Origin of the sequence: Pseudomonas carassii (assembly GCF_036324045.1) — a bacterium.
Taxonomy (GTDB): domain Bacteria; phylum Pseudomonadota; class Gammaproteobacteria; order Pseudomonadales; family Pseudomonadaceae; genus Aquipseudomonas; species Aquipseudomonas peradeniyensis.
This window is the reverse complement of the sequence record NZ_JAZDCT010000036.1, coordinates 38588-64486: the sequence shown is the minus strand read 5'-3', so window position 1 is coordinate 64486 and position 25899 is coordinate 38588. Positions and strand designations below refer to the sequence as shown.

Below are 25899 nucleotides of genomic sequence, written 5' to 3'. Positions count from 1 at the left end.
CCCCCCCCCCCCGGGGGGGGGGGGGGGCCCCCGCGATGGCCGTTACAACGCTTCCAGCTCCGCCATCAGATCGCTCAACCGATCGACCTTGGCGTCATCCAGCGCGCTGTCCTGCAGCCCGCGCACATAGTCCGCCAGCTCTTCGACCGTGCTGCACTCGAACATCGCTCGCAACGGCACGTTCAACTGCAGGGACTTCTGCACCCGCGAGGCAATCTGCGTCGCCAGCAGCGAATGCCCGCCCAGCTCGAAGAAGTTGTCGCGCACGCCCACCCGTTCGGCCTTGAGCACATCGGCCCAGATGCCGGCGAGGGTCTGCTCCAGCTCGTCGCGCGGCGCCAGGTAGGCCTGGCTATGCTGGCCGCCGATCTCGATGGCCGGTAGCGCCTTGCGGTCGAGCTTGCCGTTGGCGTTGTGTGGCAGGCTGTCGAACCAGCCCCAGTGCAGCGGCACCATGTACTCCGGCAGCTCGGCGCGCAGGCGCTGCTTGAGCTGGTCGAGCAGCGCGGCGTCGGCGGCGACGCCCTGGTGCGCCACCAGGTAGCCGACCAGGTGCTTGCCGTTGGCGCCTTCCTGCACGCCCACCGCGGCATCGCGCAGCTCGGCTTGCTCGTGCAGGCGCGCCTCGATCTCGCCCAGCTCGATGCGGTAACCACGGATCTTCACCTGGTGGTCGATACGCCCGACGTACTCCAGCACGCCATCCGGACGGCGGCGGGCCAGGTCGCCGGTGCGGTACAGGCGCTCGCCCGGCGCACCATACGGATGCGGGATGAAGGCCTGGGCGGTGCGCAGCGGATCGCCGACATAGCCACGACCCACGCCGGTACCGGCGACGCACAGTTCACCCACCGCGCCCAGCGGCACCAGGGCCTGGTCCTCGCCGAGCAGGTACAGGCGGTTGTTGTCGGTCGGCGTGCCGATCGGCAGGTAGCTGCCCTGGGTCGAGGCGGCATCGACGCGGAAGAACGCCACGTCATCCGAACACTCCGCCGGGCCATAGGCGTTGACCAGGCCGATGACCGGGTAGCGCTGCAGCCACTGGGCGGCCAGCTCGGGCGGCATGGCCTCGCCGGTCGGCAGCATCCAGCGCAGGCCGTCGAGAGCCTGATGGTCGTTGGCCAGCATGCCCTGGATCAGCGACGGCACGCTCTCCAGCACGGTGATGCCGGTGGCCTGCACATGGCTCAGCAGGCCCTGCGGGTCATGGGCGATGGCGTTCGGCACGATCTCCACCTTGGCTCCGAACAGCGGCGCGGCGAGGAACTGCCACACCGAGATGTCGAAGCTCTGCGAGGCGGTCTGGGCGATCACGTCCTGCTCGTCCAGGGCCAGGTACGGCACCTTGCTCAGCTGGTTGTTGAGCATGCCGCGCTGCTCGACCATCACGCCCTTGGGCAGGCCGGTGGAGCCGGAGGTGTAGATCACGTAGGCGAGGTTGTCCGGCGCGCTGTGGATGCCCGGATTGTGGCTGGCCACGTTGCTCGCCTGTACCTCTTCCCAGACCAGCAACTTCGGCCGCGCCGCGCCCGCCACTTCGTCGAGCAGCTGGCGCGCCTGCTCGGCGCAGGCCGCGCTGCACACCAGCACCGGCGTGCGGCTGAGCTCGACGATGCGTTGCAGGCGCGCCGACGGCAGGCCCGGATCCAGCGGCAGGTAGCCGGCGCCGGCCTTGAAGCTGCCGACGATCATGCCCAACAGCGCCAGGCCGCGCTCGGCCAGCAGCGCCACCGGTTGGTCGATGGCCACCCCGGCCGCGACCAGGGCATGGCCGAGGCGGTTGGCCGCCACGTTCAAACCGGCATAGTCGTAGGCGGCCTCCAGGCAACGGGCGACGGTGCGCTGCGGGTGCGCGGCGACCCGCGCCTCGAACAGCTCGACGTAGCTCTGCTCCAGGGCGTAGCTGTGCTCGGTGCGGTTGCAGTCGTCGAGCAGGAAGTGCTGCTCGTCGGCGCCCAGCAGTGCCAGCTCATCCACCTCGCCATCGAAGCCCTCGACCAGTGCCAGCAGCAGGCGCTTGAACTCGGCGAGCAGTCGCTCGACGGTTGGGTAGTCGAAGTAACTCTGGTCGAACGACAGGTGCAGGCCCAGGTCGTCGCCCGGGTAGCACACCGCAGTCAGCGGGAAGTTGGTGTGGGTGCGGCCCGAGTCGGAACTGGCATCCAGGTGCTGGGCATGGTCGAGCACGGCGGTTTCCACCGGGGCGTTCTCGAACACGAACAGGCTGTCGAACAGCGGCTGGCCCTTGGGCAGCTCGCTGCATTCCTGGATCGCCACCAGCGGCAGGTACTCGTACTCGCGCAACTGCATGTTGCGGTCGAGCAAGCCTTGCAGCCAGTCACGCACGCTGCGCCGCTCGCCGGGCTGCGGCATCTGCACACGCAGGGCAATGCTGTTGATGAACAGGCCGACCGTGCGCTGCATCTGCGGCAGGCTCACCGGGCGCCCGGCCACGGTGACGCCGAACACCACGTCGCGGTCGCCGCTGTAACGGGCCAGGGTCAGGGCCCAGGCCGCCTGGGCGAAGGTATTGACCGTCAGCTGGTGGGCCTGGGCCAGTTCGCGCAGGCGAGCGCCCTCGCTCACCTCAAGGCGGGTGTAGCAATCGCCCACCACCATGCCGTCACCAGCGTGATCGTGGCGCAGCGGCCGATCGCTGGGGATCGCCGTGGCCCGCTCGAAGCCGGCCAGGTTGGCCTGCCACCACTGGCGCGCCTCGTCGAGGTCCTGGCGCTGCAGCCAGCCGATGTAGTCGCGGTAGCGCGGCGGCACCGGCAGCTGGGCCTGGCGCCCTTCGCCCAGGGCCTGGTAGATCTCGAAGAAGTCGTTCATCAGCAGCGAGCGGCACCAGGCATCGATGAGGATGTGGTGGTTGCTCATCATGAACCAGTAGCGCGCGTCGTCGACGCGCACCAGGCGCAGGTGGAACGGCGCTTCGCGCAGCAGTTCGAAGCCGGCCTCGCGCTCCTGCTTGTGCAGCGCCTGCAGGCGCGCTTCCTGGGTGGCCTCGTCGAGGCCGCGCCAGTCCTGATAGTCCACCGGGGTCTTGCCGGGCTTGTGGATGATCTGCAGCATCGCTTCGCCGGCGTTCCAGCTGAACGATGCGCGCAAGGCCTCGTGCCGTGCCACCACGGCCTGCCAGGCCTGGGCGAAGCGCTCGGGGTCGAGGGCGCTGTTGATGCGGTAGCGGTCTTGCATGTAGTAGATGCCGGTGCCCGGCTCGAGCAGGGTGTGCAGCAGCAGGCCTTCCTGCATCGGCGTCAGCGGGTAGACGTCCTCGATCTCGGCGGCCGGGATCGGCAGCGCGTCGATCTGCTCCTGGGTCAGTTGCGCCAGCGGGAAGTCCGACGGCGTGAAGCTGCCGTTGCCGTCCGCCAGGCAGTGGCCGACCAGGGCCAGCAGCTCCTGGCGGTAGGCTTCGGCCAGGCGGGCAATGGTCGCTTCGTCGTAGCGCTCGGCGCTGAAGCTCCAGCGCAGTTGCAGCGCGCCGCCGTACACCTGGCCATCGACGCTCAGCCAGTTCGGCAGCGGCGCGTCGAGGTCATGGGCCAGGCCTGCGGGGGCGTCCAGCGGCTGGAACAACGCCGCCTGGTCGAACTGCTGGTCGAACTGGCCCAGGTAGTTGAAGGTGATGCGCGCCTGGGGCAGCGCGGCCATGCGTTCGCGCCCGGCCTCGTCGGCCAGGTAGCGCAGCACGCCATGGCCCAGCCCCTTGTGCGGCACCTGGCGCAACTGCTCCTTGATGCGCTTGATCGAGCCGGCACGGGCCGATTCACTCTCGCCCATCTGCGGGCTCAGGCTCAGCGGGTAGGCGTTGGTGAACCAGCCGACGCTGCGGGTCAGGTCCATGTCCTCAAACAAGCCGTCGCGACCATGGCCTTCCAGCTGCACCAGCACCTGTTGATCGCCGCTCCACTGGCACAGGGTGCGCGCCAGGGCGGTCAGCAGCAGGTCATTGACCTGGGTGTGGTAGGCCGCAGGCGCCTGTTGCAGCAGCTGGCGGGTCTGCTCGACATCCAGCTCGATGGCGATGCTGCGGGCATGGCGGTGCAGGTTGCCGCCCTGGGGATGGTCGCAGGGCAGTTCGCGACGGGCGTTGCCCAGTTGCGCTTCCCACCAGCCCAGCTCGTCGCGCAGCGAATCGCTGCCGGCATAGCTGGCCAGGCGCGCCGCCCAATCGCCCATGGCATGGGTCTTGGCGGCCAGCGTTTCACCGCGGTACAGCGCCTGCAGGTCTTCCAGCAGGACGCGCCAGGACACGCCATCGACCACCAGGTGGTGGATCGCCAGCAGCAGGCGCTGGGCGCCCTGCTCGTCGCTGACCAGCAAGGCGCGCAGCAGCGGCCCCTCGGCAAGGTCGAGGCTGCGCTGCACATCGGTATAGAGTGCCTGGCAGTCCTCGAAATCGCTCACGGTCGCGGTCCACAGCAACGGCTGGGTGCTCGGCTGGGCGTACTCGGCCTGCCAGCGGCCGCTGGCCTGGCCGAAGCGCAGGCGCAGGCTGTCGTGGTGTTCGACCAGCGCGGCCAGGGCCTGCTCCAGCGCCTCGGCCTGCAGCGGCTGGCGTACCTGCAGCAGCACGGCCTGGTTCCAGTGCTGTGGTTGCGGCACTTCGCTGTCGAAGAACCAGTGCTGGATCGGCGTCAGGCCGGTTCTGCCCTCACGCGGTCCTTGCTCGATGCTGCTCGGCGCCTCGCTGCGGGTCACCACCGCCGCCAGGGTCTGGATGGTCTGGTGCTGGAACAGGTCGCGCGGGGTGAACTGCAGCCCCAGCTGACGGGCGCGGCTGACCACCTGGATCGACAGGATCGAATCGCCGCCCAGTTCGAAGAAGTTGTCCTGCACGCCGATGCGCGGCAGGTTGAGCACTTCGCGCCAGACCTGCGCCAGCTGGCTTTCCAGCTCGTTGGCCGGAGCCTGGTAGTGCTGGCGCGCCTGCTCCAGGTCCGGCGCCGGCAGCGCGCGGCGGTCGAGCTTGCCGTTGCCCATCAGCGGCAGGCTGTCGAGCAGCACCAGGTGCGCCGGTACCATGTAGTCCGGCAGGTGCTGGCGGGCATCGGCCTTGACCGCCTCGCGCAGCAGGGCCTGGGCCTCGCCGTCGGCACTGGCCTGCGGGCACACCAGGTAGCCCACCAGTTGCTTGCCGCCCGGCAGGTCGAGGGCCAGGACCACCGCCTCCTCGACGTCGGCGTGCTCCTGCAGGCGGCTCTCGATCTCGCCCAGCTCGATACGGAAGCCGCGGATCTTCACCTGTTGGTCGGCACGTCCGACATACTCCACCAGGCCATCGGCGCGCAGGCGCACCAGGTCGCCGGTGCGGTACAGACGGCCACCGTCATGGCTGAACGGGTCGGCGACGAAGCGCTCGGCGCTCAGGCCCGGACGGTCGTGGTAGCCCTGGGCCAGGCCCGCGCCGCCCACGTACAGCTCACCGATGCCACCCTGGGGCAACAGGGCCAGATCGTCGTCGAGGATGTAGGCGGTGCGGGCGCCGATCACCCGGCCGATCGGCACGCTGCCGGCATCGACGGGCAGCGTGTCCGGTGCCAGGCAGGCCAGCGGCATGACCACGGTCTCGGTCGGGCCGTAGGCGTTGAAGAACTGTTGCGGGGCAAAGGCCTGGCGGATGCGCTGCAGGTGTTCGCCGGTCAGCGCCTCGCCGCCGGTGATCACCAGGCGCACCGGCAACTGCTCGCCCTGCCCGGCCAGGTACTGGGCCAGCTGGCTGCCGTAGCTCGGGGTAAAGCCAAGCACGCTGACCTGCTGCTCGCGCACCAGCTGGCAGATTTCCTCGGCGCCCCACTGCCCTTGGGCACGCAGCACCACGCGGGCGCCGCACAGCAGCGGCACCAGCAGGCGTTCGCTGGCGGCGTCGAAGTTGATCGAATAGAAATGCAGCTCGCAGTCGTCGCTGCGCATGCCGAACTCGGCGATCACCGCCTTGCAGTGCATGGCGATTTCACCGTGGCTGACCACCACGCCCTTGGGCTTGCCGGTGGAGCCGGAGGTGTAGATCAGATAAGCCTGGTGCTGCGCCAGGTTGAGGTTGTCCAGGGCACCGTCGCTGTAGGCAGACAGGCTCGCGGCATCGTCCTCCAGGCTCCAGCGCGCGACGCCCGGCGGCAGTTCGCCCAGGGTGTCGAGCAGGTCGCGTTGGCCGATCAGCAGGCCGAGGCGGCTGTCCTCGATCATGTAGCGCAGGCGGTCGAGCGGGTACTCCGGGTCCAGCGGCACATAGGCGCCACCGGCCTTGAGAATGGCCAGCAGGCCCACCACCATCTCCAGCGAGCGCTCCAGCGCCAGGCCCACCCGCACCTGCGGGCCGACGCCGCGCTCGCGCAGGGCGCGGGCCAGGCGGTTGGCCTGCTGGTCGAGCTCGGCATAGCTCAGGTGCTTGCCGGCAAAGGTCAGGGCCAGGGCCTGCGGGGTGCGCTCGGCCTGGGCGGCGAACAGCCCGTGCAGCGTCTGGTTCAGCTCGAAGTCCTGCTCGCCCTGGAGCTGGCCGATCAGCACCTGCTGCTCGGCTTCGGCGAGCATCGGCAGTTCGCACAGGCGCTGTTGCGGGTCATCGATCAGCGCTACCAGCAGTTGCTGCCAGTGCTCGGCCATGTGGGCGATGCGCGGCTCGTCGAACAGGTCGCGGCTGTAGGTGAAGCAGCAGCCCAGGCGGCCGTCGAGGTCGGTGACCTCCAGGTACAGGTCGAACTTGGTGGCGCTGGCGTCGTTGACCAGGTAGTCCACCTGCATGCCCACCAGCTCGCGGCTCTGCTGGAAGGCCCAGCGCTGCACGTTGCACATCACCTGGAACAGCGGGTTGTAGGCGCTCGAGCGCGGAGGCTGCAAGGCCTCGACCAGTTGCTCGAACGGCAGGTCCTGGTGCGACTGGCCGTCGATGATGGTCTGGCGCACCTGGTCGAGCAGCGCGCCGGCGCTCATCTGCCCGTCCAGCTCGCAGCTCAGCACCTGGGTGTTGAGGAAGGCGCCGATCAGTCCTTCGCTTTCCGGGCGGATGCGGTTGGCCACCGGCGCGCCGATGCGCAAGTCGCGCTGGCCGCTGTAGCGGTGCAACAGCGCGGCCAGGGTAGCGGTCATTGTCATGAACAGGGTCAGGCCGCGCTGGCTGTTGAAGGCATGCACGCGCTTGACCAGCGCCGGATCCAGGTCGAAGCGGTAGAGCTCACCCTGGTGGCTCTGCACCGCTGGACGCGGACGATCGGCCGGCAGCGCCAGCACCGGGTGCTCGTCGCCCAGGCGGTCTTTCCAGTAGGCCAGCTGACGGGCGCCCTCGCCACTTTCCAGCCACTGGCGCTGCCACACGCTGTAGTCGAGGTACTGCACCGGCAACGGCGCCAGCGGCGACTCGCGCTCGTCGACGAAGGCCTCGTACAGCTCGCCCAGCTCACGGGCGAAGATGTCCATGGCCCAGCCTTCGGTGACGATGTGGTGCAGGGTCAGGACGAAGTAGTGCTCGCGCTCGCCGGCCTTGACCAGGCAGGCGCGCAGCAGCGGGCCGCGCTCCAGGTCGAACGGCTGGTGCGCCTGGTCGTCGGCCAGTTGCTGCAGGCGTTGCTGGCGGGCCTCGTCGGCCAGGGCGCTGAAGTCATGCCAGTGCAGTTGCAGGTGGCTGTCGTCGGCCACGCATTGATAAGGCTTGCCGTCGATGCTGGGGAAGGTGGTGCGCAGGGTTTCATGGCGCACGATCAGCGCCTGCAGGGCGCGCTCGAAGGCGTCCACATGCAGCGGCCCCTGGAAGCGGGCCATGCCGCCGACGTTGTAGGCGGGGCTGTGCGGGTCCATCTGCCAGAGGAACCACATGCGCTGCTGCGAGTACGAAAGCGGCACGGCCTGGCGGCGGTCGACACGGGCGATGGCGCCCTGGCGGTTGCGCTCGCCGCTGCCCTGCAGGCGGGCGATCTCGGCGCAGAACGCGCCCAGCTCGCTGGCGTCGAACAGAGCTTTGAGCGGCAGCTCGACATCCAGCGCCTGGCGGGTGCGCGAGACGATCTGGGTGGCCAGCAGCGAGTGGCCGCCGAGGGCGAAGAAATCGTCCTGCAGGCCGACCTGCGGCAGGTTCAGCACCTCGCGCCAGATCGCCGCGACCTCCTGCTGCAGCGCGCTCTGCGGCTCGACATGTTCACGTTGTTGCCAGACCGGCGCCGGCAGCGCCTTGCGGTCGACCTTGCCGCTCGGCCCCAGGGGCATCTGCGCCAGGTGGATGAGCTGCGCCGGCACCATGTAGGCCGGCAGGCGCTCGGCCAGTGCGGCCAGCAGCGCGTCGCTCTGCTCGATGCCGCTGTAGTAACCCACCAGTTGGGCGCCGACGGCGTCCTGGTGGATCAGCACCAGCGCCTGGGCGACACCCGGCTGGGCCAGCAGCACCGCCTGCACTTCCTCGGGCTCGACGCGGAAACCGCGCACCTTCACCTGCTGGTCGAGGCGGCCCAGGTACTCCAGGGCCTGGCTCGGCACATGCCAGCGAGCGCGGTCGCCACTGCGGTACAGGCGCGCGCCGTCGCCATCGGGCTGGGGCACGAAGCGTTCGGCGGTCAACCCCGGACGGCCGAGGTAACCACGGGCCAGGCCCGCGCCTCCCAGGCACAGCTCGCCGGGTACGCCCGGCGCGCTCAGCTCGAATTCGTCGTCCAGCACCCGGCACAGCACGTTGCCCAGCGGGCGGCCAATGGGTGAGCGCGCACCGTCGTCCGACTGGCAGTGCCAGTGGGTAACGTTGATGGCGGTTTCGGTCGGGCCGTAGCGGTTGTGCAACTGCACCTGCGGCAGCAGCTGCAGCGTGCGATCACGCAGGGCCGCGGACAGCGCCTCGCCTCCAGAGAACAGCCGGCGCAGGCTGGTGCAGCCAGCGGCCAGCGGCTCCTGGACGAACACCTGCAGCAGCGGCGGCACGAAGTGCAGCGTGGTCACCCCGTGTTGCTGGATCAGCTGGGCGATGCGCTGCGGGTCACGGTGCTCGCCGGGGCCGGCCAGCACCAGCCGGCAACCGGTGCCCAACGGCCAGAAACACTCCCAGACCGACACGTCGAAGCTGATCGGCGCTTTCTGCATCAGCACGTCGCTGTCGTCCAGCGCGTAGGTTTGCTGCATCCACTGCAAGCGCTCGGCCAGGGCCGCGTGAGTGTTGCCCACGCCCTTGGGCTGGCCGGTGGAGCCGGAGGTGTAGATCACGTAGGCAAGGTTGTCGCCGTGCAGGTGCAGGCCGGGGGCCTGGCTCGGCCAGCTGTCCAGGTGCAACTGGTCGAGGGCGATGGCGCTGATGCCGTCCACCTGCGGCAGCTTGTCGAGCAGGCTGCCGTGGCTGAGCAGCAGGCCGGCCTTGCAGTCGGCCAGCATGTAGGCCAGGCGCTCGGCCGGGTAGTCGGTGTCCAGCGGCACATAGGCGCCGCCGGCCTTGAGGATGGCCAGCAGGCCGACCAGCAACTGCGGCGAACGCTCGAGGGCAATGGCCACGCAGGTGTCCGGGCCGACGCCCTTGTCGCGCAGGTAATGGGCCAGGCGGTTGGCCTGCTGGTGCAGCTCGGCATAGCTGAGCTGACCGCCTTCCCACACCAGCGCGGTGCGTTCGGGAGTCAGGCGGGCCTGTTCATTGAGTTGCTCGACCAGCAGGCGCGGCGCGTTCGCCATCGGCGCCTGCCCCCAGCCGAGCAGTTGCGCGCGGCCCTGCTCGTCGAGCAGGCGCACCTCGCCAAGGGCCAGTTGCGGTTCGGCGCAGACCTGCTCGAGCAAGGCCAGCAGATGGCTGGCCAGACGCTTGACGGTAGCCGCCTCGAACAACCCGGCGGCGTAGTCGAAGGCCAGCGTCAGGCGGCCCTGGTGGTCTTCCTCGCTGTGCAGTTGCAGGTCGAACTTAGCCTCGCGGCTGTGCCACGGCAGCTCTTCGGCCAGCAGCCCGGGCAGGCGGCGCAGGGCCGACAGGTCGCGCTGCTGGTGGTTGAACATGACCTGGAACAGGCCCTGTTCACGGGCCTGCGGCAGCGCCTCGAGGAGTTGTTCGAACGGCAGGTCCTGATGGGCCTGGGCCTCCAGGGTGGCCTGGCGCGCCTGGGCCAGCAGCCCGGCGAACGGCAGACGGCCATCGAGCTCGGCGCGCAGCACCTGGGTGTTGATGAAGAAGCCGACCATGCCCTGGGTTTCCAGGCGCGGGCGGTTGGCGTTGGGCACGCCGACGCGGATGTCGCCCTGGCCGCTGTAGCGGTGCAGCAGGGCCTGCCAGCCGGCCAGCAGGACCATGAACAGGCTGGCCTGCTGGTCGCGGGCCAGGTCCTTGAGAGCGCTGGTCAGCGCCGCCGGCACCTTCAGGCTGTGGCGCGCGGCGCGGGTGTGCTGCTGGCTGGCGCGGGGCTGGTCGGTGCACAGGTCGAGCACCGGTAGATCATCACCCAGCTTGTTTTTCCAGTAGCCGAGCTGACGGGCGCTCTCGCCGTCGGCCAGCCACTGGCGCTGCCATTGGCCGTAGTCGGCGTAACCCAGCGTCAATTCGGGCAGTTGCACGGCCTGGCCCTGTGCGGCGTACAGGCGGGCGAACTCATCCAGCAGGATGTTCAGCGACCAGCCGTCGGCGACGATGTGGTGCAGGGTCACCCACAGCTGGTGCTCTTCATCGTCCAGGCGGGCCAGGGTCACCCGCAGCAGCGGGCCCTGGCGCAGGTCGAACGGCTGCTGCGCCTCGTCCTCGCGGCGCGCGGCCACCTCGGCGGGCGACAGCCCTTCGAGGTCCAGATGACGCAGGCTGAACGACTGGTCCGGCAGGATGCGCTGCACGGCCTGGCCGTCAACCTCGTCGAACAGCGTGCGCAAGGATTCATGGCGGGCGACCAGGGCCTGGAAGCTCGCCTGCAGCGCCGCCTCGTCAAGCTCGCCGCGTAGGTGCAGACCGGCGGGGATGTTGTAGGCGGCGGACTGCGGCTCCAGTTGCCACAACAGCCACAGACGATTCTGTGCCAGTGACTGCGGCAACGCCTGGTCGCGGTCCTGGTTGCGGATCACGCCGGCTGCGCTGCCGCCTTCGTCAAGGATGGCCGCCACGGCAGCGCTGTACTCGGCCAGGGTCGGCGCTTCGAACAGGGTGCGCAGGCTCAGTTGCAGGCCCAGCTCGTCGCCCAGGCGCGCGGTCACCTGGGTGGCGGCGATGGAATTGCCGCCCAGCAGCAGGAAGTGATCGTCCGCCGCCACCGATTCGACCTTGAGCAGCTCACGCCAGATACCGGCGATCCGTGCCTGCAGGTCGTCACCAGCCACGCCATTACCCTGCTCCGTTTGCGCCGTCGGGAACCTCGCATAGATATCCAGGCTACCGTCGTTCATGCGCAGGCGGCAGGCCGAGCGCTGCAGCTTGCCGCTGGAGGTCTTGGGAAGCGCGCCGGGGTTGAGCAGCAGGACCACGGCCGGGGCCTGACGACAGGCGTCGGCGATGACCCGGCGCAGGGTGTTGATCAGCGTCTCGGGCGTGTGTGCCTTCTGCACGTTGCGGCTGATCTCCACCGCCACGCCGATGCCCTCCTCGCCCTGGTCATCGACGGCGAATACCGCCACCCGGCCCTTGCGCAGCACCTCGACCTCACGCTCCAAGGTCTTTTCCAGGTCCTGCGGGTAGATGTTCTGGCCACGGACGATGAGCATGTCCTTCAGGCGCCCGGTGACGAATACCTCGCCGTCGCGCATGAAGCCCAGGTCGCCGGTGCGCAGCCAGGTCTGGCCGTCCATCTCGACGAAAGTGCGGGCGCTAGCCTCGGGGTTGCGCCAGTAACCCAGGGCGATGCTCGGCCCCCCGGCCCAGATCTCGCCCACCTGGTTGTCAGCCAGCACCTGCAGCTGTTGCGGCTCGACGATGCGCACCGCGTGGCCCGGCTGCGGATAGCCGCAGCTCATCAGCACACTGCCCTTGCCCGGCTCGGCACGGTTGGCGGCGAAGGCCTCGGCATCCAGTTCCAGGGCGCCGATGCCCTGGCCACGGCGACTGCCGCTGACAAACAGGGTGGCCTCGGCCAGGCCATAGCTGGCGAAGAAGCTGCTGGCGTCGAAGCCACAGGCGGCAAATTTTTCGGCGAAGGTGTCCAGGCTGTCCTGGCGAATCGGCTCGGAACCGGAATAGGCCACACGCCAGCGGCTCAGGTCCAGGCCGGCGAGCGCGGCCTCGCTGACCCGCTCGCTGCACAGTCGGTAGGCGAAGTCCGGGCCGCCGCTGATGGTGCCACCGTACTCGCTGATCGCCTGCAGCCAGCGCTGCGGTCGGGCGAGGAAGTAGCCCGGCGACATCAGCACGCAAGGCACGCCGCTGAAGATCGGCTGCAGCAGGCCACCGATCAGGCCCATGTCGTGGTACAGCGGCAGCCAGCTGACGATCACGTCGTCCGGGTTCAAGTCGATGCCGAACCCCTGGCGGATCAGCTGTTCGTTGGCCACCAGGTTGCCGTGGCTGACCTGCACGCCCTTGGGCAGCGCAGTGGAGCCGGAGGTGTACTGCAGGAAGGCGATGTCATTGCCTTTGAGCTCAGGCTCGCGCCACTGCTCGGCCAACTGCGGGTCGAGACGATCCACGGCCAGCAGGCCCGGAGCGCTGGCGCCAGCCAGGGCTTCGAGGCCCTGCAAACTGTCACACAGCGCTTCTACCGTCAGCAGCAGGCGCGGCTCGGCGTCGTCGATGATCGACAGCAGGCGTTCCTGATGATGCTGGCGCGAAGACTCCGGCGGATAGGCCGGCACGGCGATCACCCCGGCGTACAGGCAGCCGAAGAAGGCCGCGACATAGTCCGGGCCGCTGGGGAACAGCAGCACGGCACGCTCGCCGAACCCGGCCCGGGCCTGCAACGCCGCGGCGATGGTCCGCGCGCGCTGGTCGAGGTCCCGGTAGCTGAGCACCGCCGGCTCGCCGGGCGCGTCGGCCAGGAAGCGCAAGGCGATGCGCTCTGGGGTCTGGGCGGCGCGCTGCGCCAGGGCCTGGACCAGCGAGTGCGGGAGTTCGAAGGCGTCCGTCATGGAATGTTCCTGCCAGTGTCTGGGTGAGTCGCGCCTGACTGGCCCGCGCATGACAGGCGGGCAGTGTTCGGCAGCCGAGATGTACACAGGGGAACGGATGGGCCGGGGAAGAAATTAGGCCTGTCGGACGGCCCGGGAAGGCCGGGCGCAGAGGGATGGAGTGAAGCAGTTCACAGCCTCGAGCTTAGAACCAAAATGGATCAAAACTCATTAACTTTCGTATTTGACAATCATTATCATTACGAATAGTTTGTCGCACGTCGTAGGAAGCCTGCCCCAGCGGTGCGCTCCCCCTCCTCTTCGAGACAAGGTGATTTCCATGGCGGAACAACTATCCACAAGTAAGTGCGATTCACCATTACTCCAGGCATTCGTCGACAACCGCAGCATCCTGGTGAAGATCGCCGCGCGCATCACCGGCTGCCGCTCCCGCGCCGAGGATGTGGTGCAGGACGCCTTCTTCAGGCTTAGCGCCGCCCCGCAGATCACCTCTTCCTTCAAGGCCCAGCTCAGCTACCTGTTCCAGATCGTGCGCAACCTGGCCATCGATCACTACCGCAAGCAGGCCATGGAGCTGAAATACACCGGCAGCGAAGAGGAAGGGATGAATGTAGTCATCCAGAATGCCTCGCCCGAAGCCACCCACATCAATCTCGCCACCTTGGAACACATCGCCGACGCTCTCGACGAGCTACCCAAGCGCACCCGCTACGCCTTCGAGATGTACCGCCTGCATGGCGTGCCGCAGAAGGACATCGCCAAGGAGCTGGGCGTGTCGCCGACGCTGGTCAACTTCATGATCCGCGATGCGCTGATCCATTGTCGCAAGAGCAGCCGCTTGGGCTGACACCGTCATCGCGGGGCAAGCCCGCTCCTACAGGGCGCGCTCCCAGAACTCAGTGTTGACGCAAAGATCGCCGGGGCCGCTTTGCGGCCCTTTCCGACCGGTCCGACGCCTCGGCAAGGCCGCTCCTACAGGGCGCGCGTTTGTCTTGGGTACTGCAGAATCCTGCACACTCAATACTGAATACGCGGCGACTTCGCCGAAATTTAGTCGTGCGGTGCTTCGACGGTGATCTTGTAGGGCTGGAAGATGCGCAGCAACTCGCCATTTTCCCGCAGCTGGCGCAACAGGCTGGCAAAGGCCTCGGGAGTGATCGCCGCCCCCGGGCGCAACAGCGCGTAGTGGTGGTAGACCTGGTCGACCCGTTGCGACGCCAGCAGCTGGCCGGCGCTGTCCGGGTTGCGCTGGAGGAAGTCGCTCAGGTACGAGCGGGTGACCAGGGCGATGTCGGCACGCCCACGCTCGACCATGTTCAGGTTGCTGTCGTGGGAGTAAGTCAGCGTGGCACGGTAGCGCTTCTTCAACCAGGCCGGGTCCGCGTTGAAATCGGCGAAGGCGTAGTGATAGCCATTGAACAGCGCCAGGCGCTTGCCCTCAAGGTCGTCGAAGTAATGCTGGTCACGCCCGGCCTGCTGGCGACTGACGAAGATCTCGGCATCCTCCAGCCCCATGTCCACCGCCTTGTGCTCGATCTCCTGCCAGCCCCACTGCGGATTCTCGAAGATCGCCATGTCGGTGCGGCCCTGCTGGAAATCGCCGAAGCGCCGGGGAATCGAGGTGGGCACCAGGACGAAACGGTACAAGGACTGCGAGCGGTTCAGCGACTCCACCAGTTGCGGCAGCAGACCGGTATCGGCCCCCTGCTCCGGACGCACGGTGTAAGGCGGGAAATGCGCCGCCCCGATCTTCACTTCCCGCACCACCTCGGCCTGTGTCGCGGCACTCAGCAAAACCGTCGCGAGCAGCAACAGGGAGGACGACAGCTTGGCATTGGGCAGTGGAATCAAGTCGGGGCACTCATCACGGGTAAAGGCCTGAATGCACCTAAGCTAGGCGTTTTCCTGCACAGGCACAACCGCCGAATATGCCAAAGTGCCAGGGGATGTCGTGGACCTCGAGTTTGGCTACGCTCTACTGGCCTGTGCACGCGCCGCGGCGAGCGCGCAGGCTTTTTGGCATTGATAGGGAGCCTGGCATGGGCCACTGGTTGGTGATCGACCTGGAAGCCACCACCGACGACGGCGGCTGGCCGGTCACGGAGATGGAAATCATTGAAATCGGCGCAAGCCTGGTCACCCGCGACGGGCGCGAGGTCGATCACTTCCAGCGCTTCGTGCGGCCCCGGCGGCGGCCGCAGCTGACCCCCTTCTGTCGCGAGCTGACCCACATCGGCCAGGCCGAGGTCGATGCCGCCGCGCCCTTCCCCGAGGTCTGGGCCGCGTTCGAACGCTGGCTGGGCCATCACCAGGCGCAGTTGCAGGCCTGGGTCAGCTGGGGGGACTACGACCGCAAGCAACTGCTGCAGGAATGGCAGGCACACCATGTGCGCAGCCTGCTGGAGCAACTGCCGCACATCAACCTCAAGCAACGCTTCGCCAAGGCCCGCCACCTGCAGCGCCCGGCGGGCCTGAACAGCGCCCTGCAACTGGCCGGCCTGCAGTTTACCGGGCAGCAGCACCGGGCCCTGGAAGACGCCCGCAACACCGCGCGCCTGCTGCCCCTGAGCCTGCCACCGGGCAGCACCTGAAACAGATGACGCAGGGGCGGGCCTTGGGCATACTGGCCAGCCCTTTTTTCAGTCCTTTTTCAGGAGTCGCCCGATGTTCAAGGTCAATGAATACTTCGATGGCACCGTCAAGTCGATCGCCTTCGAAGGCAAGGAAGGTCCGGCCACCGTGGGCGTGATGGCCCCGGGCGAATACGAGTTCGGCACCGCCAAGCGCGAGATCATGCACGTGGTCTCCGGTGCCCTGAGCGTGAAGCTGCCAGGTAGCGACAACTGGGAAACCTTCAACGCGGGCGACAAGTTCAACGTGGCCGCCGACAGCAAGTTCCAGCTGAAGGTGGCCGTGGATACCGCTTACCTGTGCGAGTACCGCGACTAAGGTGAGGCCCTCATCGCGGGGCAAGCCAGCTCCCACCCTCGTGGGAGCTGGCTTGCCCCGCGATGATTACACCCGCAGAAAAGCCGCCACCCGCTCCGCCGCCGCCTGCATGTGCTGCTCATGACTGAACCCCGACGCCTTCAACGGCTTGAGGTCATGATCCGCCGCCACCAGCCAGCTCACCTCGATCGCCGGCGATAGCTCATACCCCGCCACCGCCTCACGATTGCCCAGGGCATCCCGCTCGCCCTGCACGATCAACGCTCGCGTGCGCAGCCCGGCCAGGTGCTCCACCCGCGGCTTCTCAGGCTTGCCCACCGCATAGAACGGATACCCCAGGCACACCAGCGCATCGGCGCCCAAATCGTCCGCCAGCAGGCTGGCCATGCGCCCGCCCATGGACTTGCCGCCAACGGCCAACCGCCCTGCGACCAATGGTCGCAGCTGGTCGTATACAGTCCGCCAACATTCGAGCAACACCTTCTGCGGATTGGGTGGCCGCTTGCCGCCGTTCAGGCGCCGCTCGGCCATGTACGGGAACTCGAAGCGCACCACCCCTACCCCTTGCCCCGCCAGCCTTTGCGCCATGTCCTCCATGAACCCGCTGTCCATTGGCGCACCGGCGCCATGGGCCAGGATCAGGCAGCTGGAAATGCCGCGATCCTCCGCCATTTTCGGAGGATCGCAGCGCAAGCCTGGGACATTTCCGATCTTCGCCCATTGATCCCCGTCAATACCGGCACTTTGCCCATTAATCATGCTTGCCTCGCTGTTTAGCCTGCCTATAACCGTGGATGGGAACCCATACATGAACACAACCAGCAGTACCGCCTACAACTATCAGGTGGTCCGCCAATTCGCCATCATGACGGTGGTGTGGGGCATCGTCGGGATGGGGCTCGGCGTCTTCATTGCCGCCCAGCTCGCCTGGCCCGCCTTCAACCTCGACCTGCCGTGGACCAGCTTCGGCCGCCTGCGACCCTTGCACACCAACGCGGTGATCTTCGCCTTCGGCGGCTGTGCCCTGTTCGCCACTTCCTATTATTCGGTGCAACGCACCTGCCAGACCACCCTGTTCGCGCCACGCCTGGCCGCGTTCACCTTCTGGGGCTGGCAACTGGTGATCCTGCTGGCGGCGATCAGCCTGCCGCTGGGCTACACCAGCACCAAGGAATACGCCGAACTGGAATGGCCGATCGACATCCTGATCACCATCGTCTGGGTGGCCTATGCCGTGGTGTTCTTCGGTACGCTGATGAAGCGCAATACCAAGCACATCTACGTGGGCAACTGGTTCTTCGGCGCCTTCATCCTGACCGTGGCGATCCTGCACATCGTCAACAACCTGGAAGTACCGGTCAGCCTGACCAAGTCCTACTCGCTGTACGCCGGCGCCACCGATGCCATGGTGCAGTGGTGGTACGGGCATAACGCCGTGGGCTTCTTCCTGACCGCCGGTTTCCTGGGGATGATGTACTACTACGTGCCCAAGCAAGCCGAGCGCCCGGTGTATTCGTATCGCCTGTCGATCGTCCACTTCTGGGCCCTGATCACCCTGTACATCTGGGCAGGTCCCCACCACCTGCACTACACCGCGCTGCCGGACTGGGCGCAGTCGCTGGGCATGATCATGTCGCTGGTGCTGCTGGCCCCGAGCTGGGGTGGCATGATCAACGGCATGATGACCCTCTCGGGCGCCTGGCATAAGCTGCGCAGCGACCCGATCCTGCGCTTCCTGGTCGTCTCCCTGGCGTTCTACGGCATGTCCACCTTCGAAGGCCCGATGATGGCCATCAAGACGGTCAACGCCCTGTCCCACTACACCGACTGGACCATCGGCCACGTCCACGCCGGCGCCCTCGGCTGGGTGGCGATGATCTCCATCGGCGCGCTGTACCACACCATCCCGAAAGTGTTCGGCAAGGAGCGCATGTACAGCCTCGGGCTGATCAACGCGCACTTCTGGCTGGCCACCATCGGCACCGTGCTCTACATCGCCTCGATGTGGGTCAACGGCATCGCCCAGGGCCTGATGTGGCGCGCGGTCAACAGCGACGGCACGCTGACCTACTCGTTCGTCGAAACCCTGGTGGCCAGCCACCCAGGCTTCGTCGTGCGCTTCGTCGGCGGCGTGATCTTCCTCAGCGGCATGTTCCTGATGGCCTGGAACACCTGGCGCACCGTGCGCGCCCCGGCCGCCGAGCAAGCCACCGCCAACGCCCAGCTGGCTTGAGGAGTAGAGCCTGATGAACCATGAAGTCGTTGAGAAAAACATAGGCCTGATGGCCCTGCTGATGGTGTTCGCCGTCAGCATCGGCGGCCTGACCCAGATCGTCCCGCTGTTCTTCCAGGACGTCACCAACAAGCCGGTCGAGGGCATGAAACCCTACACCGCCCTGCAGCTCGAAGGCCGCGACATCTACATCCGCGAAGGCTGCGTGGGCTGCCACTCGCAGATGGTCCGGCCGTTCCGTGCCGAGACCGAGCGCTACGGCCACTACTCGGTGGCCGGCGAGAGCGTGTGGGACCACCCGTTCCTGTGGGGCTCCAAGCGTACCGGCCCGGACCTGGCCCGGGTCGGCGGCCGCTACTCGGATGACTGGCACCGCGCGCACCTGTACAACCCGCGCAACGTGGTACCGGAATCGAAGATGCCGTCGTACCCATGGCTGGTGGCCGCGCAGGTCGACAACAGCCACACCGACGTCAAGATGCGCGTCCTGCGCGGCCTCGGCGTGCCCTACACCGACGACGACATCGCCGGTGCCAAGGACGCGGTCAAGGGCAAGACCGAGATGGATGCGCTGGTCGCCTACCTGCAGGTGCTCGGCACCGCGATCAAGAACAAGAGGTGAGTGCGATGGACATCGACATCGGCATGATCCGTGGCCTGGGCACCCTGGTGGTGATGATCGCCTTCATCGGCCTCTCGCTCTGGGTGTTCAACCGTCGCCGCGACCGTGATTTCGCCGAAGCGCGCCTGCTGCCCTTCGTCGACGACCGCCTGCCCCCCGCCGGGCAGGAACCTGCTGCAATGAGGAGTACCCGGCAATGACCACCTTCTGGAGTACGTACATCAGCGTACTGACCCTCGGCAGCCTGATCGGCCTGACCTGGCTGCTGCTCGCCACCCGCAAGGGCCAGAGCAGCGACACCACCGACCAGACCATGGGCCACAGCTTCGACGGCATCGAGGAGTACGACAACCCGCTGCCGAAATGGTGGTTCTGGCTGTTCGTCGGCACCCTGGTGTTCTCGGTCGGCTACCTGATCCTCTACCCGGGTCTGGGCAACTGGAAAGGCATCCTGCCCGGCTACGAGAATGGCTGGACCCAGGTAGACGAGTGGCAGAGGGAGATGGACAAGGCCGATGCCAAGTTCGGCCCGATCTTCGCCAAGTACGCCGCCATGCCGGTGGAGGAAGTGGCCAAGGATCCGCAGGCGCTGAAGATGGGCAGCCGGCTGTTCGCCTCCAACTGCTCGGTGTGCCACGGCTCCGACGCCAAGGGCTCCTATGGCTTCCCCAACCTGACCGATAGCGACTGGCGCTGGGGCGGCGAGCCGGAGACCATCAAGGCCTCGATCATGAACGGCCGCCACGGCATCATGCCGGGCTGGTCCACGGTGATCGGCGAGCAGGGCGTGGCCGACGTGGCGGCCTTCGTGCTGACCAACCTCGATGGCCGCAGCCTGCCGGAAGGCGTCAAGGCCGACCCGGCCAAGGGCCAGGAAATCTTCGCCACCAACTGCGTGGCCTGCCACGGGCCTGAAGGCAAGGGCACCCCGGCCATGGGCGCGCCGAACCTGACCCATCCGCAGGCGTTCATCTACGGCTCGAGCTTCGCCCAGCTGCAGCAGACCATCCGTTATGGCCGTCAGGGCCAGATGCCGGCGCAGCACGATATCCAGGGCAACGACAAGGTCCACCTGCTGGCGGCCTATGTGTATAGCCTGTCGCAAGAGCAAGCAGCAGAAACGGTAACCGCCAAGTAAAACCCCGTGGGAGCGGTAGTGCGCCGCTCCCACGACTCCCTCCCTCGCCCCTCCCCGCCTTGCACCCCCTCCGAACACAACTAAGCTTGTTGCCACAGTGGCTCCGCTCGCAGCGACCGGAACAGACGTGGTGCACAGCCTGACATCACGCATCGACTCCACGCTCACGAGCCTGCGGCTTTGGGATGACGCCTTGCGTGCCCGTCCCCGATTAAAAAGCTTGACCGAACGATCAGAAAAACATGGAAAACGGTACACATTACAAATATTTATTTGTGTACAATCATCCAGCCCAAAAGCCGCGGGACGGCGGTGAAAAGGGTCTGGACACGGGTCGGCGCAGGTTTCCTTGCGTTGCCATAACCCTGGTGGTTATCGATACTGGCGCCGATTTACCAACCAACAAGAACACCCAAACCGTGGAACCTTAGAATGAGCACTGCAATCAGTCCGACTGCTTATAACTATAAGGTCGTCCGCCAGTTCGCCATCATGACGGTGGTCTGGGGGATCCTTGGCATGGGGCTCGGCGTCTTCATCGCCTCGCAACTGGTATGGCCCCAGCTCAACCTGGACCTGCCATGGACGAGCTTCGGCCGCCTGCGCCCACTGCACACCAACCTGGTGATCTTCGCCTTCGGTGGCTGCGCCCTGTTCGGCACCAGCTACTACGTGGTGCAGCGCACCTGCCAGACCCGGCTGATCTCCGACAGCATGGCCGCCTTCACCTTCTGGGGCTGGCAGGCGGTGATCGTCGGCGCGCTGATCACCCTGCCGATGGGCTTCACCACCACCAAGGAATACGCCGAGCTCGAGTGGCCGCTGGCGATCCTGCTGGCCATCGTCTGGGTCACCTACGCCCTGGTGTTCTTCGGCACCATCGTCAAGCGCAAGACCAAGCACATCTACGTCGGCAACTGGTTCTACGGCGCCTTCATCGTGGTCACCGCGATGCTGCACATCGTCAACCACATCTCCCTGCCGGTGAGCCTGTTCAAGTCCTACTCGGCCTACGCCGGCGCCACCGACGCGATGATCCAGTGGTGGTACGGGCACAACGCCGTGGGCTTCTTCCTCACCACCGGCTTCCTGGGGATGATGTACTACTTCGTGCCCAAGCAGGCCGAACGCCCGATCTACTCCTATCGCCTGTCGATCGTGCACTTCTGGGCGCTGATCACCCTGTACATCTGGGCAGGCCCGCACCACCTGCACTACACCGCGCTGCCGGACTGGGCGCAGTCGCTGGGCATGGTGATGTCGATCATCCTCCTGGCGCCGAGCTGGGGCGGCATGATCAACGGCATGATGACCCTCTCGGGCGCCTGGCATAAGCTGCGCACCGACCCGATCCTGCGCTTCCTGGTCGTCTCCCTGGCGTTCTACGGCATGTCCACCTTCGAAGGCCCGATGATGGCCATCAAGACGGTCAACTCGCTGTCGCACTACACCGACTGGACCATCGGCCACGTCCACGCCGGCGCCCTCGGCTGGGTGGCGATGATCTCGATCGGCGCGGTCTACCACATGATCCCGAAACTCTACGGCCGCGATCAGATGCACAGCGTCGGCCTGATCAACGCGCACTTCTGGCTGGCCACCATCGGCACCGTGCTGTACATCGCCTCGATGTGGGTCAACGGCATCACCCAGGGCCTGATGTGGCGCGCCATCAACGACGACGGCACCCTCACCTACTCCTTCGTCGAAGCCCTGCAGGCCAGCCACCCGGGCTTCATCGTCCGCGCCCTGGGCGGTGCGTTCTTCGCCTCCGGCATGCTGCTGATGGCCTACAACGTGTTCCGTACCGTGCGCGCCGCCAACCCGGTTCAGGCTGAGGAAGCCGCCAAGATCGTCGTCGTGGGAGCCCACTGATGAAGCATGAAGCAGTCGAGAAGAACATTGGCCTGATGGCCTTCTTCATGGTCATCGCCGTCAGCGTCGGTGGCCTCACCCAGATCGTCCCGCTGTTCTTCCAGGACGTCACCAACAAGCCGGTCGAGGGCATGAAACCACGCACCGCGCTGGAGCTCGAAGGCCGCGACATCTACATCCGCGAAGGCTGCGTGGGCTGCCACTCGCAGATGATCCGGCCATTCCGCGCCGAGACCGAACGCTATGGCCACTACTCGGTGGCCGGCGAAAGCGTGTGGGACCACCCGTTCCTGTGGGGCTCCAAGCGTACCGGCCCGGACCTGGCCCGGGTCGGCGGCCGCTACTCGGACGACTGGCACCGCGCGCACCTGTACAACCCGCGCAACGTGGTACCGGAATCGAAGATGCCGTCGTACCCGTGGCTGGTGGAGAACAAGCTCGACGGCAAGGACACCGCCAAGAAGATGGAAGTGCTGCGCACCCTGGGCACGCCGTACACCGACGAAGACATCGCCGGTGCCCGCGACGCGGTCAAGGGCAAGACCGAAATGGACGCCATCGTCGCGTACCTGCAAGGCCTTGGCACCCTCATCAAAAGCAAACGGTGACGCTGATGGATATCGGGATGATTCGCGGCCTGGGCACCGTCGTGGTGCTGGTGGCCTTCGTGGGCCTGGCGCTGTGGGTATTCAGCCCGCGGCGCAAGCAGGAATTCGACGAAGCGACGCAACTGCCGTTCGCGGACGATCCAGACGCCACCCGGCACGTCGAGCAAGCAAAAGCTTCTAGGAGCAAACAACAATGACAACCTTCTGGAGTCTGTACGTCACCGTCCTGACCCTGGGCACCATCTTCGCCTTGACCTGGCTGCTGCTGTCGACCCGCAAGGGCCAGCGCGAAGAGATTACCGACGAAGTCGTCGGCCACGCCTTCGACGGCATCGAGGAGTACGACAACCCGCTGCCGAAATGGTGGTTCTGGCTGTTCGTCGGCACCGTCGTCTTCGCCCTTGGCTACCTGGTGCTGTACCCCGGCCTGGGCAACTGGAAAGGCATCCTGCCGGGCTACGCCTACGTCGACAACGACAAGAAGACCGAGTTCTCCAACGGCCAGGCCGGCTGGACCGGCGTGCACGAGTGGGAAAAGGAAATGGCCAAGGCCGACGCCCGTTTCGGGCCGATCTTCGCCAAGTTCGCCGCCATGCCGCTGGAGGACGTGGCCAAGGACCCGCAGGCCCTGAAGATGGGCGCGCGCCTGTTCGCCTCCAACTGCTCGGTGTGCCACGGCTCCGACGCCCGCGGCGCCTACGGTTTCCCCAACCTGACCGACAACGACTGGCGCTGGGGCGGCGAGCCGGAGACCATCAAGACCACCATCATGAACGGTCGCCACGGCGTGATGCCGGGCTGGGCCACGGTGATCGGCGAGCAGGGCGTGGCGGATGTGGCGGCCTTCGTGCTGACCAACCTCGACGGCCGCAAGCTGCCCGAGGACGCCAAGGCCGACCCGGTCAAGGGCCAGCAGATCTTCGCCACCAACTGCGTGGCCTGCCACGGGCCTGAAGGCAAGGGCACACCAGCCATGGGCGCGCCGAACCTGACCCATCCGCAGGCGTTCATCTACGGCTCGAGCTTCGCCCAGCTGCAGCAGACCATCCGCTATGGCCGCCAGGGGCAGATGCCGGCCCAGGCGCAGATGCAGGGTAATGACAAGGTGCACCTGCTGGCGGCGTACGTGTACAGCCTGTCGCATCAGGCGGAGCCGCCGGCCCAGCCTGAGTAAGGCAGGCCTGGCCTCTTCGCGGGTAAACCCGCTCCCACAGGTTCAGTGAAGTACCTGTGGGAGCGGGTTTACCCGCGAAGAGGCCGGTACTGACAGCACAATTCCTGCAGGCCTCATGACCTGAATCAATTGACACCCGCCATAACACGATTCACACCACGAACCCAACGCGACTAAAGGTCGCAGCGCGCCCCGCACGCGCCATCTCAGGCGTATCATGGGCCGCAGAGCGCTAGCAGAACGCGCGAGACTGCGGCCGGCACGCACTGGCCGCGGCATTTCTCCACTGCCGTGGGACTTGATGATGAGCAAGCAAATTCCGGTACATGACGTCACCCCGCCTGCCAGCAAAGGGAAGGATTCCGTCGACCTCTACGCCTCGCGCGAAAAAATCTACACCCGCGCCTTCACTGGCATCTTCCGCAGGCTGCGGATGGTCGGTGGCGCGGTATTGTTCCTGCTGTACTTCGGCACCGTCTGGCTGAACTGGGGCGGCCACCAGGCCGTCTGGTGGAACCTGCCCGAACGCAAGTTCTACATCTTCGGCGCCACCATCTGGCCCCAGGACTTCATCCTGCTCTCGGGCATCCTGATCGTCGCCGCCTTCGGCCTGTTCTTCATCACCGTGTACGCCGGCCGGGTCTGGTGCGGCTACACCTGCCCGCAAAGCGTATGGACCTGGGTGTTCATGTGGTGCGAGAAAATCACCGAAGGCGACCGCAACCAGCGCATGAAGCTGGACAAGGCGCCCATGAGCGCCAACAAGTTCCTGCGCAAGCTGGCCAAGCACAGCCTGTGGCTGCTGATCGGCTTCGTCACCGGCATGACCTTCGTCGGCTACTTCGCGCCGATCCGCGAACTGGCCATCGAGTTCTTTACAGGCCAGGCCGATGGCTGGGCCTACTTCTGGGTCGGCTTCTTCACCCTGGCCACCTACGGCAACGCCGGCTGGCTGCGCGAGCAGGTGTGCATCTACATGTGCCCGTATGCGCGCTTCCAGAGCGTGATGTTCGACAAGGACACCCTGATCGTCTCCTACGATCCGCGCCGCGGCGAGACCCGCGGCCCACGCAAGAAAGACATCGACTACAAGGCCAAGGGCCTGGGCGACTGCATCGACTGCACCATGTGCGTGCAGGTCTGCCCCACCGGCATCGACATCCGTGACGGCCTGCAGATCGAGTGCATCGGCTGCGCCGCCTGCATCGACGCCTGCGACAGCATCATGGACAAGATGAACTACCCCAAGGGCCTGATCAGCTACACCACCGAGCACAACCTGTCCGGGCAGAAGACCCACATGCTGCGCCCGCGTCTGATCGGCTACGCCCTGGTGCTGCTGGTGATGATCGGCGCCCTGGTCACCGCTTTCGCCACCCGCTCGCTGATAGGTTTCGACGTGGCCAAGGACCGCGTGCTGTACCGCGAGAACGCCCAGGGCCGGATCGAGAACGTCTACAGCCTGAAGGTGATGAACAAGGACCAGCGCGACCACGTCTACGTGCTCGACGCCGCCGGCCTGCCCGACCTCAAGCTCGAAGGCCTGCGCGAGATCCGCGTCACCGCCGGCGACATCGTCAACCTGCCGGTGCAGTTGTCGGTCGCCCCTGAACAACTGCCCTCGACCACCAACGAAATCACCTTCATCCTCAAGGACGCCGACGACAGCGCCAGCCAGGTTGAAGCCAAGAGCCGTTTCATCGGCCCACAGATCCGCTGAGAGAGAAGACGAACAATGCCTGCCGCCACCGCCGCCAGCCCCTGGTACAAGCACCTCTGGCCCTGGATCATCATCGGCATCCTGGCCACCTCGGTGTGCCTGAGCTTGACCATGGTCAGCATCGCCGTGCGCAACCCGGACAACCTGGTCAACGACAACTATTACGAGGCCGGCAAGGGCATCAACCGCTCGCTGGACCGCGAACTGCTGGCCCAGACCCTCAACCTCAAGGCCAGCGTGCACCTGGACGAGCTGACCGGCGAAGTGGAGGTGCGCCTGACCGGCAACAGCGATCCGCAGACGCTGGAGCTGAACCTGATCTCGCCGACCCAGCCGGACAAGGACCGCAAGGTGCCGCTGACCCGTACCGAGCAAGGCCGCTATGTCGGCCAGCTCGACGACAAGGTCCAGGGGCGGCGCTTCGTCGAGCTGCTGGGCAGCCAGGATGAACATGTGTGGCGGCTGTTCGAGGAGGAGAAGGTCGAGCATGGGGTGACCTTGCAGCTGGGGGACGAGGCGCTGCAAGGGGCCGAGCATCAGCAATGAATCGCGATACCGCTGGGGCTGCCTTGTGCCGCGAAAGGGCCGCA

At 66.6% G+C, this 25899-nt stretch carries 16 protein-coding genes; 13 read left to right on the top strand and 3 right to left on the bottom strand.

Annotation, left to right across the window (positions count from 1 at the left end; translation table 11 throughout):
- Positions 1-42: 42 nt before the first annotated feature.
- Entirely contained in the window at positions 43-12990 is a 12948-nt protein-coding gene (locus V0R62_RS22200) for a non-ribosomal peptide synthetase (RefSeq protein WP_330105238.1), read from the bottom strand.
- Positions 12991-13309: 319 nt separating this feature from the next.
- Here V0R62_RS22200 and V0R62_RS22195 point away from each other — a divergent pair, with 319 nt between their 5' ends.
- Positions 13310-13837: an RNA polymerase factor sigma-70 gene (locus tag V0R62_RS22195; protein WP_028692886.1), complete on the top strand. Its 528-nt coding sequence runs from the start codon at positions 13310-13312 to the stop codon at positions 13835-13837.
- Positions 13838-14040: 203 nt separating this feature from the next.
- Here the strand turns inward: V0R62_RS22195 and V0R62_RS22190 are convergent, their stop codons facing one another.
- Positions 14041-14841 carry a substrate-binding periplasmic protein gene (locus V0R62_RS22190; RefSeq protein ID WP_408005723.1) on the bottom strand — a complete coding sequence of 267 codons (801 nt, stop codon included), beginning with the start codon at positions 14839-14841 and terminating at the stop codon, positions 14041-14043.
- A 188-nt stretch (positions 14842-15029) separates the two neighbouring features.
- Between V0R62_RS22190 and V0R62_RS22185 the strand changes: the two genes are divergently transcribed.
- Together V0R62_RS22185 and ppnP are read left to right on the top strand one after the other, a co-directional pair.
- Complete coding sequence (locus tag V0R62_RS22185; RefSeq protein WP_050706567.1) at positions 15030-15581, top strand: exonuclease domain-containing protein; 552 nt, start codon at positions 15030-15032, stop codon at positions 15579-15581.
- A gap of 73 nt (positions 15582-15654) precedes the next feature.
- Positions 15655-15939, top strand: coding sequence for a pyrimidine/purine nucleoside phosphorylase (gene ppnP / locus V0R62_RS22180; RefSeq protein ID WP_038705716.1), 285 nt, complete (start codon positions 15655-15657; stop codon positions 15937-15939).
- 66 nt (positions 15940-16005) lie between these two features.
- Here ppnP and V0R62_RS22175 read toward each other — a convergent pair whose 3' ends face one another.
- Positions 16006-16698 carry an alpha/beta family hydrolase gene (locus V0R62_RS22175; protein ID WP_330105237.1) on the bottom strand — a complete coding sequence of 231 codons (693 nt, stop codon included), beginning with the start codon at positions 16696-16698 and terminating at the stop codon, positions 16006-16008.
- A 49-nt stretch (positions 16699-16747) separates the two neighbouring features.
- On the opposite strand from V0R62_RS22175, the gene ccoN (V0R62_RS22170) reads away from it, so the two are divergent.
- The 10 genes from ccoN (V0R62_RS22170) to V0R62_RS22125 all read left to right on the top strand — a co-directional run bounded on the left by ccoN (V0R62_RS22170) (position 16748) and on the right by V0R62_RS22125 (position 25855).
- Positions 16748-18172 (top strand): cytochrome-c oxidase, cbb3-type subunit I, encoded by a 1425-nt coding sequence (gene ccoN, locus V0R62_RS22170; RefSeq protein WP_186714778.1) that lies wholly within the window; start codon positions 16748-16750, stop codon positions 18170-18172.
- A gap of 13 nt (positions 18173-18185) precedes the next feature.
- A complete protein-coding gene (gene ccoO, locus V0R62_RS22165; protein WP_110739384.1) occupies positions 18186-18794 on the top strand; it encodes a cytochrome-c oxidase, cbb3-type subunit II in 609 nt (202 codons plus the stop codon).
- A 5-nt stretch (positions 18795-18799) separates the two neighbouring features.
- Positions 18800-18994 carry a cbb3-type cytochrome oxidase subunit 3 gene (locus V0R62_RS22160; RefSeq protein ID WP_011533056.1) on the top strand — a complete coding sequence of 65 codons (195 nt, stop codon included), beginning with the start codon at positions 18800-18802 and terminating at the stop codon, positions 18992-18994.
- Entirely contained in the window at positions 18991-19932 is a 942-nt protein-coding gene (gene ccoP / locus V0R62_RS22155; RefSeq protein ID WP_330105236.1) for a cytochrome-c oxidase, cbb3-type subunit III, read from the top strand. The genes V0R62_RS22160 and ccoP (V0R62_RS22155) overlap by 4 nt, the downstream gene beginning before the upstream one ends.
- 432 nt (positions 19933-20364) lie before the next feature.
- Complete coding sequence (ccoN, locus tag V0R62_RS22150; RefSeq protein ID WP_186715633.1) at positions 20365-21807, top strand: cytochrome-c oxidase, cbb3-type subunit I; 1443 nt, start codon at positions 20365-20367, stop codon at positions 21805-21807.
- The gene (ccoO, locus tag V0R62_RS22145; RefSeq protein WP_186715631.1) at positions 21807-22415 is read left to right on the top strand and encodes a cytochrome-c oxidase, cbb3-type subunit II; all 609 of its coding nucleotides are present in this window, start codon (positions 21807-21809) and stop codon (positions 22413-22415) included. Before ccoN (V0R62_RS22150) ends, ccoO (V0R62_RS22145) begins: the two co-directional genes overlap by 1 nt.
- 5 nt (positions 22416-22420) lie before the next feature.
- Positions 22421-22612 carry a cbb3-type cytochrome oxidase subunit 3 gene (locus tag V0R62_RS22140; protein WP_186715629.1) on the top strand — a complete coding sequence of 64 codons (192 nt, stop codon included), beginning with the start codon at positions 22421-22423 and terminating at the stop codon, positions 22610-22612.
- On the top strand, positions 22609-23589 hold the full coding sequence (gene ccoP, locus V0R62_RS22135) for a cytochrome-c oxidase, cbb3-type subunit III (RefSeq protein WP_330105235.1): 981 nt from the start codon (positions 22609-22611) through the stop codon (positions 23587-23589). Before V0R62_RS22140 ends, ccoP (V0R62_RS22135) begins: the two co-directional genes overlap by 4 nt.
- 304 nt (positions 23590-23893) lie before the next feature.
- On the top strand, positions 23894-25309 hold the full coding sequence (gene ccoG / locus V0R62_RS22130; protein WP_330105234.1) for a cytochrome c oxidase accessory protein CcoG: 1416 nt from the start codon (positions 23894-23896) through the stop codon (positions 25307-25309).
- Between the two features lie 15 nt (positions 25310-25324).
- Positions 25325-25855, top strand: a complete 531-nt coding sequence (locus tag V0R62_RS22125) for a FixH family protein (RefSeq protein WP_186715623.1) — start codon at positions 25325-25327, stop codon at positions 25853-25855.
- The last annotated feature ends 44 nt before the right edge of the window (positions 25856-25899 follow it).

Excerpts from the sequence above, each read along its gene's own strand:
- ccoG (WP_330105234.1), top strand. The coding sequence starts at position 23,894 with ATGAGCAAGCAAATTCCGGTACATGACGTCACCCCGCCTGCCAGCAAA.
- ccoP (WP_330105235.1), top strand. The coding sequence starts at position 22,609 with ATGACAACCTTCTGGAGTCTGTACGTCACCGTCCTGACCCTGGGCACC.
- ppnP (WP_038705716.1), top strand. The coding sequence starts at position 15,655 with ATGTTCAAGGTCAATGAATACTTCGATGGCACCGTCAAGTCGATCGCC.
- V0R62_RS22175 (WP_330105237.1), bottom strand. The coding sequence starts at position 16,698 with ATGATTAATGGGCAAAGTGCCGGTATTGACGGGGATCAATGGGCGAAG.
- ccoO (WP_186715631.1), top strand. The coding sequence starts at position 21,807 with ATGAAGCATGAAGCAGTCGAGAAGAACATTGGCCTGATGGCCTTCTTC.
- ccoN (WP_186715633.1), top strand. The coding sequence starts at position 20,365 with ATGAGCACTGCAATCAGTCCGACTGCTTATAACTATAAGGTCGTCCGC.
- ccoP (WP_330105236.1), top strand. The coding sequence starts at position 18,991 with ATGACCACCTTCTGGAGTACGTACATCAGCGTACTGACCCTCGGCAGC.
- V0R62_RS22185 (WP_050706567.1), top strand. The coding sequence starts at position 15,030 with ATGGGCCACTGGTTGGTGATCGACCTGGAAGCCACCACCGACGACGGC.
- V0R62_RS22160 (WP_011533056.1), top strand. The coding sequence starts at position 18,800 with ATGGACATCGACATCGGCATGATCCGTGGCCTGGGCACCCTGGTGGTG.
- ccoN (WP_186714778.1), top strand. The coding sequence starts at position 16,748 with ATGAACACAACCAGCAGTACCGCCTACAACTATCAGGTGGTCCGCCAA.
- V0R62_RS22195 (WP_028692886.1), top strand. The coding sequence starts at position 13,310 with ATGGCGGAACAACTATCCACAAGTAAGTGCGATTCACCATTACTCCAG.
- V0R62_RS22140 (WP_186715629.1), top strand. The coding sequence starts at position 22,421 with ATGGATATCGGGATGATTCGCGGCCTGGGCACCGTCGTGGTGCTGGTG.
- ccoO (WP_110739384.1), top strand. The coding sequence starts at position 18,186 with ATGAACCATGAAGTCGTTGAGAAAAACATAGGCCTGATGGCCCTGCTG.
- V0R62_RS22200 (WP_330105238.1), bottom strand. The coding sequence starts at position 12,990 with ATGACGGACGCCTTCGAACTCCCGCACTCGCTGGTCCAGGCCCTGGCG.
- V0R62_RS22125 (WP_186715623.1), top strand. The coding sequence starts at position 25,325 with ATGCCTGCCGCCACCGCCGCCAGCCCCTGGTACAAGCACCTCTGGCCC.